At 61.5% G+C, this 11785-nt stretch carries 11 protein-coding genes; 7 read left to right on the top strand and 4 right to left on the bottom strand.

The genetic code is table 11. From position 1 onward, the window contains the following. The coding region (locus tag ACIQ47_RS07115; RefSeq protein ID WP_396437478.1) for a Rieske 2Fe-2S domain-containing protein at positions 1 to 421 on the bottom strand (421 nt) is incomplete at its 3' end. A gap of 189 nt (positions 422 to 610) precedes the next feature. On the opposite strand from ACIQ47_RS07115, the gene ACIQ47_RS07110 reads away from it, so the two are divergent. The 7 genes from ACIQ47_RS07110 (at position 611) to ACIQ47_RS07080 (ending at position 7127) form a co-directional block, all read left to right on the top strand. Next, on the top strand, positions 611 to 1330 hold the full coding sequence (locus tag ACIQ47_RS07110; protein WP_396437479.1) for an NDP-sugar synthase: 720 nt from the start codon (positions 611 to 613) through the stop codon (positions 1328 to 1330). An 83-nt stretch (positions 1331 to 1413) separates the two neighbouring features. Then, on the top strand, positions 1414 to 2805 hold the full coding sequence (locus ACIQ47_RS07105) for an aminopeptidase P N-terminal domain-containing protein (RefSeq protein WP_396437477.1): 1392 nt from the start codon (positions 1414 to 1416) through the stop codon (positions 2803 to 2805). Between the two features lie 7 nt (positions 2806 to 2812). Then, positions 2813 to 3418 carry an MOSC domain-containing protein gene (locus ACIQ47_RS07100; protein WP_396437476.1) on the top strand — a complete coding sequence of 202 codons (606 nt, stop codon included), beginning with the start codon at positions 2813 to 2815 and terminating at the stop codon, positions 3416 to 3418. Between the two features lie 200 nt (positions 3419 to 3618). Next, positions 3619 to 5922, top strand: a complete 2304-nt coding sequence (locus tag ACIQ47_RS07095) for an NADP-dependent malic enzyme (protein ID WP_396437475.1) — start codon at positions 3619 to 3621, stop codon at positions 5920 to 5922. 154 nt (positions 5923 to 6076) lie between these two features. Continuing rightward, positions 6077 to 6490 (top strand): ribonuclease domain-containing protein, encoded by a 414-nt coding sequence (locus ACIQ47_RS07090; RefSeq protein WP_396437474.1) that lies wholly within the window; start codon positions 6077 to 6079, stop codon positions 6488 to 6490. A gap of 29 nt (positions 6491 to 6519) precedes the next feature. After that, a complete protein-coding gene (locus ACIQ47_RS07085; RefSeq protein ID WP_396437473.1) occupies positions 6520 to 6945 on the top strand; it encodes a barstar family protein in 426 nt (141 codons plus the stop codon). After that, positions 6924 to 7127: a hypothetical protein gene (locus tag ACIQ47_RS07080; RefSeq protein ID WP_396437472.1), complete on the top strand. Its 204-nt coding sequence runs from the start codon at positions 6924 to 6926 to the stop codon at positions 7125 to 7127. The genes ACIQ47_RS07085 and ACIQ47_RS07080 overlap by 22 nt, the downstream gene beginning before the upstream one ends. Before the next feature lie 88 nt (positions 7128 to 7215). Here the strand turns inward: ACIQ47_RS07080 and rsmA are convergent, their stop codons facing one another. From rsmA to ACIQ47_RS07065, 3 genes are read right to left on the bottom strand one after another with little or no spacing between them, the layout of a single operon-like run. Next, a complete protein-coding gene (gene rsmA, locus ACIQ47_RS07075) occupies positions 7216 to 7995 on the bottom strand; it encodes a 16S rRNA (adenine(1518)-N(6)/adenine(1519)-N(6))-dimethyltransferase RsmA (protein ID WP_396437471.1) in 780 nt (259 codons plus the stop codon). Beyond that, on the bottom strand, positions 7992 to 9353 hold the full coding sequence (locus ACIQ47_RS07070) for a peptidylprolyl isomerase (RefSeq protein ID WP_396437470.1): 1362 nt from the start codon (positions 9351 to 9353) through the stop codon (positions 7992 to 7994). The genes rsmA and ACIQ47_RS07070 overlap by 4 nt, the downstream gene beginning before the upstream one ends. Continuing rightward, positions 9346 to 11769 (bottom strand): LPS-assembly protein LptD, encoded by a 2424-nt coding sequence (locus ACIQ47_RS07065; protein WP_396437469.1) that lies wholly within the window; start codon positions 11767 to 11769, stop codon positions 9346 to 9348. Before ACIQ47_RS07065 ends, ACIQ47_RS07070 begins: the two co-directional genes overlap by 8 nt. Positions 11770 to 11785 lie beyond the last annotated feature (16 nt).

The raw sequence follows: 11785 nt of genomic DNA, 5'->3' as shown, positions 1-11785 counted from the left end.
CGGCCTGCTCGGCCTGACCCATCCAGATCCAGACCACCGCGCCGCGCTCGATGGTGCGGTAGGTCCGGATGCCCATGTTGGGTGGGCAGGTTGACTGAGAGGGCACCTCAATGCAATCGCCCTCGGTGTTGAAGCGCAGACCGTGGTAACCGCACACGATGGTATCTTGCTCCAGCGTGCCGGCTGACAGCGGCATGGAGCGGTGCGGGCAGCGGTCTTCGAGCGCCACCACGCGGCCGTCGCTGGCGCGGTAAAACACCAAACGGCGGCCCAGCAGCGTGCGGGCCAGCAGTTGGTCCTTGATCTCCTCGCCAAAGGCGGCCACGTACCAGTCGTTCATGACAAAAGGGGTGTGGCGATCAGCCAGGCGCTGTGAGGCGTTTTGTGCGGCGGTGATGACGCTGATGGGGGGGCGTGTCATGGGGTCTGTCTCCTGGTGGCGGCCTGGCTCGTCCGCTGCGAACGGCCTGCACGCTGAAGTTTAGGGCGCGGCATTTGGCCAGGGCTGTCCCGAGAGCGCCTGCGGCCGTGGCAACATCCGGGGATGCCGACCTCATTTGCCCACCCATCACAAGCGCCCTTGCTCATCGCCAAGCCACCTGCCCAGGCCATGGTGCTGGCCGCCGGACGAGGCGAACGCATGCGCCCCTTGACCGACCAAACTCCCAAACCCTTGCTGCGCGTGCGCGGCCAGCCGCTCCTGCACTGGCCCATGCAGGCCCTGGCCAGGGGCGGCTTTGTGCAACAGCTGGTCAACACCGCTTGGCTGGGGGAGCAGTTTCCGGCGAACTTGGGTGAGCAAATCCAATGGCCCGGCTTACCAGAAGTTCAGATCCGCTATTCGCATGAAGGCCAGGACTTTGGCCACGCGCTGGAGACCGCAGGCGGCATTGTGCGGGCATTGCCCCAGCTCGATGAGGTGTTCTGGGTGTTGGCGGGCGATGTGTTTGCCCCCGATTTGGTGTTCACGCAACAGGCCGTCGCACGTTTTAGCGCCAGCATTGCGCTGGCCCACCTGTGGCTGGTGCCCAACCCGGCTCACAACCCGGGCGGCGACTTTGGCCTGTCAGCTGAGGGTCAGGTGCTCAACCTGCCCAAAGGCAGCCTCGGCTGCGCTTACACCTTCAGCACCGTTGCGCTTTACAAAAAAGCCGTTTTTGCCAACTGCGGCCTGCCCCCCGGCAACCCCCAGGGCGTGGCGCTGGCGCTGGCCCCCCTGCTGCGTGCGGCGATGGATCGGGGCCAAGTGTCAGGCGAGGTTTACGCGGGCGACTGGACCGATGTGGGCACCCCTGAGCGGCTCGCGCAACTCAACGGCGGCATCACCTGATCAGGCACCCGGGTGACTGTACGGGCGCGCGCACTGAAAGGAGAGCGAACATAATGGCGTCTTCTTATGGGACTGTTCTCCAAATGACCGACACCACCCTGATCTACGCACAACGCCGTGCCCGTCTCGCTGCCCAATTGGGCGCTGGCGGCATCGCCATCATCCCCACCGCGCCAGAGCGCCCACGCAACCGCGACAGCGATTACCTGTACCGGCACGACAGTTACTTTTATTACCTGACCGGTTTCACCGAGCCGCATGCCACGCTGGTGATCACGGCAGAGGGTGACTGCACCTTGTTTTGCCAGCCCAAAGACCTGGAACGCGAAATCTGGGACGGCATTCGCCTGGGCCCTGAGGCTGCGCCTGCCGCTTTGGGCATGAGCCGGGCTTTGCCCATCGGCGAGATGGCCGCGCACATGCCCAAGTTGCTGGAAAACCGCAGCACCGTTTGGTACCCCTTTGCCATCCACTCTGGATTGGAAAGCCTGGTGAGCGGCTGGCTGCAGTCGGTGCGTGCGCGCGTACGCTACGGCGCTTTGTGCCCCGAGCAGCAGCGCGACCTGTGCAGCCTGCTTGACGAGATGCGTCTGGTCAAAGACGCGCATGAGCAGGACATCATGCGCCGAGCCTCCAGCATCAGCGCCCGCGCCCATATCCGGGCCATGCAGCGCAGCGCCAACATGCTGCGTGCGGGCCAAGAAGTGCGCGAATACCACCTCGACGCTGAGCTGCTGCACGAGTTCCGCCAAAGCGGCTCGCAGTACCCGGCTTACGGCTCCATCGTGGCGGGCGGGGCCAATGCCTGCGTGCTGCATTACCGCGCCGATGCGGCGATGATCAAAGACGGCGATCTGGTGCTGATCGACGCAGGTTGCGAACTCGACGGTTACGCCAGCGACATCACCCGCACTTTCCCGGCCAACGGGAAATTCACCGGCCCGCAACGCGCTTTGTACGACCTGGTGCTGGCCTCGCAAGACGCGGCTGTGGCGGCCACCAAGGCGGGTGCCCGCTTTGTGGACCCGCACGAGGCCACCGTGGCCGTTCTGGCACAAGGCCTGCTCGATGTCGGCTTGCTCGACAAGAACAAGGTGGGCCATGCGCAAGACGTGATCGCCAACCGCAGTTATTTCCAGTTTTACATGCACCGCACCGGCCACTGGCTGGGCATGGACGTGCATGACTGTGGCGGCTATGTCGAGCCTTCGCAGGTGGGCCAGATCAGCGAGCGCAAAGACCCGCTGAGTGGCGAGCTGATCAAAGACCGCCCCAGCCGCATCTTGCAGCCGGGCATGGTGCTGACCATCGAGCCGGGCCTGTATGTGCGCCCTGCACCCGGCGTGCCCGCGAAGTTCCACAACATTGGCATCCGCATCGAAGACGACGCCATCGTGACCGCCATGGGGTGTGAGCTGATCACGCGCGGCGTGCCGGTCAAGGCCGACGAGATCGAAGCCTTGATGCGGGGCTGAAAGGCCCATGCAGCCGACTTTGCGGCCCGGTTTTTCGGGCACGCTGCGCGCGATCCAGACCGGCCAGGCTCGCCCCCTGATGGTGGGTGATCGCAAGCTGGTGTCGGCCATTGGCAAAACCATTGTCTCCGGCCCCATCGAGGTCGGGGTGCTGGGCCTGGCAGGTGACCAGCAGGCGGACCTGTCGGTGCATGGTGGCCTGAGCAAAGCGGTGTACGCCTTGCCGTCAGAGCACTTGCCGTGGTGGCAAACGCAGCGTCAAACCCATGGCGCGTCGCTGTTTGAAGAACCCTTGGCGCCGGGTTATTTGGGCGAAAACCTGAGCTTGCACGGCCTGCTCGAGCAAGAACTGTTCATTGGCGACCACTTGGATTTTGGCAACGTGGTCTTTCGCGTCACCCAGCCGCGCGAGCCCTGCGGCAAGTTCAACGCCGTCATGGGTTACGCCCAGGCCGCCAAAAACATGGTGCAAAGCGGGCGCTGTGGTTTTTATCTGGCAGTGGAGCAGACCGGATTTTTGCAAGCCGGGGTCACATGCCAAGTGCTGGCGGGTTCACGTACGACCCGCGTGACCGAGGCCTTGCAACACAAAGCCTGGAAGCATTTGCGCTGATCGCTGCCATTTGTGCCCAAAAGTCAAAAGCCAACTCACTTGAGAAGGGCATTACTCAAACTCAAAGGCTTGAATCCCGCGTCTACAATGAAAATATTGACCGAATGTCGCCTTGCGCGCTGACAAATTCCTTTCTAAGCATCTGGTCTGCTGAATCCAGGCAGCCCTGACAGCACACCCCTACAACGGAGCCCAACCCCATGACCAACAAGGTCCAAGCCGAAGAAAAACGTGCCCAACTGCGCAAAGCCGCACTGGAATACCACGAGTTCCCCACCCCCGGCAAAATCGCCATCGCGGCCACCAAGCAGCTGTTCAACCAGCACGATCTGGCATTGGCCTATTCGCCCGGCGTGGCTGCACCCTGCGAAGAAATCGTCAAAGACCCAGCCAATGCCTTCAAGTACACCAGCCGGGGTAACTTGGTGGGCGTGGTGACCAACGGCACGGCTGTGCTGGGTTTGGGCGACATTGGCCCATTGGCCAGCAAGCCGGTCATGGAAGGCAAGGGCGTTCTGTTCAAAAAGTTTTCGGGCATCGACGTGTTCGACATCGAGATCAACGAGAAAGACCCGGACAAACTGGTCGAGATCATCGCCTCTTTGGAGCCGACTTTTGGCGGCATCAACCTCGAAGACATCAAGGCCCCCGACTGCTTTTACATCGAGCGCAAACTGCGCGAGCGCATGAAGATTCCGGTCTTTCATGACGACCAACACGGCACCGCCATCGTGGTGGGCGCGGCCATTTTGAACGGCCTGAAGATCGTGGGCAAAGACCCCAAAAAGATCAAACTGGTCACCTCAGGCGCGGGCGCAGCGGCCTTGGCCTGCCTGGGTTTGTTGGTCAAGCTGGGCATCCCGCGTGAAAACATCTGGGTCACCGATTTGGCGGGCGTGGTTTACGAAGGCCGCATTGAGCTGATGGACGAGGACAAGATCCAGTTTGTGCAAAAAACCGATCACCGCACGCTGGGTGAAGTGATGGCCGGTGCTGACGTTTTCCTGGGTCTGTCTGCCGGGGGCGTGCTCAAGCAGGACATGGTCAAGTCCATGGCCGCCTCGCCGCTGATTTTTGCGTTGGCCAACCCCAACCCTGAAATCGACCCTGAAGATGTCAAAGCCGTGCGCGACGACGCCATCATGGCCACCGGCCGGACCGACTATCCCAACCAGGTCAACAACGTCCTGTGCTTCCCCTACATCTTCCGGGGTGCTTTGGACTGCGGCGCCACCACCATCACATTGGAGATGGAAATCGCCGCCGTGCACGCGATTGCCGAGTTGGCACAAGCCGAGCAAAGCGAAGTCGTGGCAGCCGCTTATGTGGGTGAAGCCCTGGCGTTTGGCCCGGAATACCTGATCCCCAAGCCGTTTGACCCGCGCTTGATGATGAAGATCGCCCCTGCAGTGGCCCAGGCCGCATTCGACTCGGGCGTCGCCTCTCGCCCCATCACCGACATGGACGCTTACCGGGAAAGACTGCAAGGTTTTGTGTATGCCTCCGGCACCATGATGAAGCCGATTTTCACGGCCGCCAAACGTGCCCTGAACAAGCGCATCGCCTACAGCGAAGGCGAAGAAGAGCGCGTTTTGCGCGCTGCCCAGATCGTGGTGGACGAAGGCATTGCCCGGCCCACCCTGATTGGCCGCCCGGCCGTGATTGCCGAGCGCATCGAAAAATTCGGCCTGCGCCTGAAAGAAGAGCTGGATTACGACATCGTGAACGTGGAAGACGACCACCGTTACCGCGATTTCTGGCAGACCTACCACCGCATGACCGAGCGCAAGGGCGTCACCCAGCAGATCGCCAAGATCGAGATGCGCCGCCGCTTGTCACTCATTGGCGCCATGTTGCTGCACAAAGGCGACGTGGATGGCATGATCTGCGGCACCTGGGGCACCAACCCCATGCACCTGAACTACATCGACCAAGTCATCGGCAAGCGCGCAGGCGTCAACACCTTCGCCTGCATGAACGGTTTGATGCTGCCGGGCCGTCAGGTGTTCATGGTGGACACCCACGTCAACTACGACCCCACCGCCGAGCAGCTGGCCGAGTTCACCGTCCTGGCGGCCGAAGAAATGCGCCGTTTCGGCATCCAGCCCAAAGCCGCTTTGTTGTCGCACTCGAACTTCGGTTCGTCCAACGAGCCCAGCGCCATCAAAATGCGAAACGTGCTGGACTTGCTGCGCCACAACGCGCCCTGGCTGGAAGTGGATGGTGAAATGCACGGCGACGTGGCCCTGGATTCGGCGGCACGCCAGGCCATCATGCCCAACAGCAGCTTGATGGGCGACGCCAATTTGCTGGTTTTGCCCAACATGGATGCGGCCAACATTGCCTACAACCTGCTCAAGACGGCTGCGGGTGGCAACATCGCCGTTGGACCGGTTCTTTTGGGTGCTGCCAAACCCGTGCATATTTTGACGCCCAGCACCACGGTACGCCGGATTGTCAACATGACGGCGCTCACCGTGGCCGACGCCAACGCGGCTCGTTGACCTGTCCAACAGGTGTGCGCACTCACATGTTCTTTAAATGAGCAACCTGTCTTTGCCTGTTAAACGGGCAATCGCTTGCATTTTTATCGCATTTGATACACACTAGCGCCTTCGAGTTTTCGGGTAAACCCGGATGCTCCTGAAAGGTGTATTCATGAGGGTGGCACAACAAGCCTTGGCCCGTCGGTACTGGTTCGCTGCGCTGATGGGCTTTATTTTGCTGGCATGCACATTTTTGGTGCAGGCACGGTCACCCCAAGAGGTGCAGCTTCAAACCAAGTTGTTGGTCACTGATTTGCCCCGTGAAGGCCAGACAACTTACCAAAATATCCGCAAGGGTGGTCCTTTTCCCTACGAAAAGGACGGTACGGTGTTTGGCAACCGCGAGCGACTCTTGCCACGCGAGGCAAGGGGTTATTACCGCGAATACACCGTCAGGACACCCGGCGTGCGTCACCGTGGAGCCCGCCGCATCGTCTGCGGCGGCCCGGTGCCCACAGAACCGACAGCCTGTTATTACACCGAAGACCATTACGCGAGCTTTCGCCTGATCGTTGACAGACCCTGATTTTTTAGTTATCAAGAAAGACCACGGAGATGGACATGCCGACACTTCAAGACCAAGCGACGCCCCTGAAGGGCGTGCGGTCGAACATCGTGCAGTCGATTCGCGCGTACCGCGTGAGCGATTTGCAAGAAGCCGCCCAAGGCCTGGGCCACCACTTTTTGTATGCCAACCTGGCCGAAGCCCAGAGCAAACAAGACGTGCTGGACCTCATTGGTGCGCAATTCACACTGCCCTCGCACTTTGGCAAGAATTTTGATGCCTTGTACGACTGCATGACCGATCCCTTGCACAAGTCGGGCCAACAGCCTGGCTTCATTGTGGTGCTTGAGCAAATTCCTGCACACGTCAAGTTTGACAAGGAAGCCCGCGAGCAACTGCTGGACATCTTCCGTGACACGGCCGATTACTGGGGAGACCGGAAGATACCCTTCCGATGCTTCTATTCTTTTCTGTAGCCCGTTCTGCGCAAAACAGCCAAGCAGGACGGGCGATGGAGGCACAAACCGAGGACGCCGTGATGGTCGACTCGATCGAAGACGGCGAAAAAATGCCCACCGACAAATTGGTGGACGTCTCGCCCTTGGCGTTGCGCATGAGCAGCCCATTCAATGCAGGATATTGGCTCGCTGCCGCCTGATGTTCTGAATGCCCCTTGAATGGGGCCAGAATGACAAAAGCCCCGCAGTGCGGGGCTTTTTTTTTAGCGCAGAGCACCGACGGGTGCTTCAGACAGCCTGGGCCAAGGCCACGAACTCGGCCACGGGCACTTCTTCGGCGCGGCGCTGCAAATCAAACTGCCCGGCAAAACCCTTTTCATCCAACCACTTGCCCAAGGTATTGCGCAAGATTTTGCGGCGCTGGCTGAAGGCCACCTGCACCAGGGTTTCCAGCGTTTTGAAGTGGACATTCGGCGGCTCGGCCAACGGCACCATGCGCACCACAGCGCTGTCCACGCGTGGGGGCGGATCAAAACTCGCGGGCGGCACAAACAGCACGTTGACCATGTCGTAACGCCACTGCAGCATGACCGACAGGCGGCTGTAGTCCGAGGTGGCCGGTTGGGCCACCATGCGGTCAATCACTTCTTTTTGCAGCATGAAGTGCTGGTCTTCAATCACGTCAACCTGCGCCAGCAGATGGAACAAGATGGGCGTGGAAATGTTGTAGGGCAAGTTACCCACCACCCGAATTTTGCTCAGGGGTGCCGCCGTGGCCTTGGCCAGCATTTGCGTTGCCAGCGCCCGAAAGTCGACCTTCAGCACATCCGACTCCACCACCAACAGCTGCGGGTGTTCGCGCAGACGCACGGCCAAGTCACGGTCGAGCTCAATCACCGTCAGATGGCCCAGGCGCTCAACCAGAGGCTGCGTCAGCGCAGCCAGACCGGGACCGATTTCGACCATGGGCTGACCGGCCACCGGGGCAATCGCGTCCACGATGGCATCGATGATGCCGCCGTCCGTCAGAAAGTGCTGGCCAAAACGTTTGCGGGCAATGTGCCTCATTGGACAGGCTCGCGCAATTCGACGTAGGCGCGGCCGCGCACATCCTCGGCCCATGCGATATAGGCTTCGTCGGTTTTCTTTTCACGCAAGACATTGCGTGCCAACGCACCTTGCTCGGCTTCGCTCATGGGGGCAACGCGCCGATCGGTCACCTCGATCAAGTGCACCCCAAAACGCGAGACCAGTGGCTCGGCCACCTGGCCGGGGCGCAGCAGGTTCATGGTCTGCTCGAACTCGGGCACAAACATGCCGGGGCTGGCCCAGCCCAAATCACCACCCTGGGCCGCACTGCCGTCTTGCGACAGTCGTTTGGCAGATTCCGCAAAGTCGGCCTTGCCCGAGACAATGTCTTGGCGCAAGTCGCTCAGCTGCGCCAGCGCTTGGGCCTGGGTCAGCTGCGGGCTCAGGCGCAACAAAATGTGCCGCGCACGGGTTTGGGTCGCCATCAAGGTGGCGGGGGCCTGCTGGCGCTCCAGCACTTTGAGCACATGAAAACCTGCCCCCGAGCGCAACACCTCGGACACACCGCCCACAGGTAAGGCCGCAACGGCCTGCACAAACAACTCGGGGTAACGGTCGGCCGGGCGCAACCCCAATGCCCCGCCATTGGCCCCTCGGTCGGCCGTTTGCGAGAAGGTCTGGGCCAACTCGGCAAAGTTGTCGCCACTGCGTGCACGCCGGGCCACATCACGCGCTTGGGCCTCCAGCGGCTTGATTTGTTCTTCCGTGCTGTTTTCCGGCACGACGATCAGGATCATGGCCAGATTCATTTCGGCTGGGGCGCGTGCGGCCTGGGCCTTGATCTGTTCTTGCAAAAATTTCTCAACCTCGATATCGCTGATTCGGATGCGCGCTTCCACTTCGCGCTCGCGCACGCGGGTCAGCAGCAGCTGGTTGCGCAGCTGTTCGCGAAAGGTGGTCAGGCTCACGCCGTCTTGTTGCAAGCGCTGGCGCAGGGCTTCGCGCGTGAGCTGGTTGTTGCTGGCCACGCCAGCCTCGGCTTGGTCCAAAGCATCTTCGTCGACCACGATGCCCGCGTCTCGGGCTTGCTGGATCTGGGCTTTGTCGTTGATGAGTTGCTCCAGCGCCAGTTTTTTGGCCTCAGGGGCATCGACAGGCCGGCCTTGCGCCTGTGCTTCGCGCTGAAGGCGCAGGACCAGGGTCTGCACCTCCTGATTGGTGATGGGTTCGGAGTTGACCACGGCGACAATGAAGTCGGCCCAGCGTGTGGCCGCAGGACGCGACGCAGCCGAGGCCGGGGTTTGGGCAGACACACTCATGGGCAACCAGACAGCGGCCAGGCAGACCGAGGCGCAGGCGGCCCATAAGGCGCGAACAGGAAAGAGGTGTTTATTCATAGTGCTGGAAACGGCTTGGTTCAACGGTGGAGTCTCGCAAGTTTTGATAACGGGGAATGTTGTTGCGCAGGGCATTGAGTGGGCTGGCCCCCACACGGGCCAGACCAATGAATTCAAGCTGGAACAGCAAACGGCTGGTCGCTGTGCTCACCGTGCTCTGGATACGCTCGAAAGCGATGCGCCCAATCCAGCAGCCATCATCGTATTCCAGACCCAAAAGGCTGTCGACCATGCGGCCTTCGTTCAGGCTGAAGTTCAACCGGCCCACGCTGTACCAGCGGCCCGGGCCCAAACCCTGGCCGGGTGTGCGGCTCCAGGCGCTTTCGGCAGCCGCATCGCGCGGCCCCAGCAAGTCGCTCAATGGCCATTGCCAGCCCATCTCGACTTGCTCGCTCACACCCTGGTTCAAACGGTAAGCCGCATTCAGCACCCGGTAAGGGCTAGGGCTGTAGCGGGCTTGCAAGGTACTGCGGCTGACGCGGTCAGTCTGGCTGTTGACCTGCACCGTGGCATCGAACGCCCAACGGTCATCCCAGCGCACGCCAGCGCCCAGCAACAAATCACTCAGACCCGCAGCGGCAGCGCTCTGGCCGGGCAGCGCCACTTTCTGGTCAGAAAAACGGATGCGCTGGGCCACGCCCACACGCAACATTTCAGCGCCATTGTCGGCATCAAAAAACCGGCTGGTGACGCCCAGGGTCAAGGCGTCGTTGTCCACCAAGCGGTCGTGGCCCACGTAGGCGTTTTCGCTGTAGATGGTGGATAAATTGAAATCGGTTGCGCCCGTGTCGTACACCGGCAAAAGGCTTTGGTCCCGAAACGGCGTGCGCGCATAAAAAGCACGTGGCTCCAGCGTTTGCGTGACGCCCCGACCAAACCACTGGGTCTCGCGCTCGTACACCAGGCCCGAATCCAATGAAAGGGTGGGCAAAACCCGGTTCGCAGCACGCCCCCCCGAATCGAGTGCTTGATCAAGTTGGTAACGGGTGGCATGCAGTTGCAGTTTGGGCGTGACGAAGCCCCATGGGCGGATCCAAGGGCGGCTGACTTGCGCCAGCACAAAGCTGCGCTCGCCATTGCGGGACACGGGTCGCACCGCATTGCTGGCCAAGGGGATGCGGTCAAAGTTGGCCTCAAAACGGGTGGTGTCGGCCTGCACAGACCAGTCCAGGCCATCGGCCTGCCACTGCCCGTAACGCAGCCCGATTTGGGGCGCACGGTCATAGGGCGGGGTGATGGGGGCGTTGAAGTCTTGCAGGGTTTGCCAGCGCTGCACTTGCGCGCTCATGCTCAGGTTGCCACGGCCCCAGCTCAAGACCCCTGTGGATGGCAAAAGGCGCTGGGTCAACACCAGGCCAGAGCGCGGAAAGTCTCGCCAATAGTTGTCGTCGCTGACGCGGTTCAGGTTCAGGCCCAAACCGATGCGCCCCACGCTGCCCAGCCCTGTGTCCAGACTGCCGTTGTGCTGGCTGGACCAGCCCCAGCGGGCCTGGTCGCGCAGGCTGTCCTGGGGCATCAGGTTCAGCCGGGCCTGACCACCGTAGTCGCGTTCCAGGTAACGGAATTCGGTGTCCGCCGCCACACCACGCTTGCTCATGAGGTGGGTGGTGACGGTGGCGTCGCGGTTGGGCGCGATGTCGAAGTAGTAAGGCTGGGCCAGCTCTACCCCGTTGGTGCTGGTGATGCCCATCACGGGTGGCAACAGGCCCGACTTGCGTTCGCTGGTCATCGGAAAGGTGACGGCGGGTATGGCCAGCACCGGAAAGTCCTGAAAGCGCAACTGCACCCCTTCCGCCTGCACAGTGGACTCTTCTTCGTCCAGGTTCAAACGGGTAGCCTTGAGCACCCATGCAGGCAACCATTCTGGTCCGGGCGTGCGCCGGCAGGTGGTGTAACTGGCTTCGCGCACGGTGGCGCGCTGCTCATCGACAAACTCGATCTGCGCCGCCTGACCGTAGGCACCGCTTTTGTAAAGTTCGAAAGTGGGCTGCGTCAGCGTGCCTTGGAAACTGTCGACCTGCAGTGTGAGCTTGGGGCCAGTCAACAAACTGCCCGGTCGACTCAAGCGCACTTGGCCAGTGGCCTCGACCACGTCTTGGCTTTGGTCATAGGACAGTTGCCCAGCCTGAATGCTCACACCCGGCTTGCGGATGCTGGCCTCGCCCGCCATCACCATGTCCAAATCAGGCCTCACGCGCAGGCGCTGGCCTTGCAGGTAAATCGCCCCCCCTTGCTCCTGGCGCTGCGAAATGGCTTCTTCCAGCAGGGGGCTGCTGCGCAAGACCAGGCCTGCGGGCGCCGTTGCGGCTCCCCGAGGCGTTTGGGTCTGCGTTTGGGCCTGCGCCCCAGCCAGCGTGACACTTTGCACCACGAACAGCACCGCCCACGCCACAGATCGCAAAGGGAGATGGGCCACCAGCGGCTGCAAACAA

The sequence above is a fragment of the Limnohabitans sp. genome, from assembly GCF_044373035.1.
GTDB lineage: Bacteria > Pseudomonadota > Gammaproteobacteria > Burkholderiales > Burkholderiaceae_C > Limnohabitans_A.
Note: the sequence above shows the minus strand (reverse complement) of the source record. Positions and strands in the feature narration are given on the sequence as shown.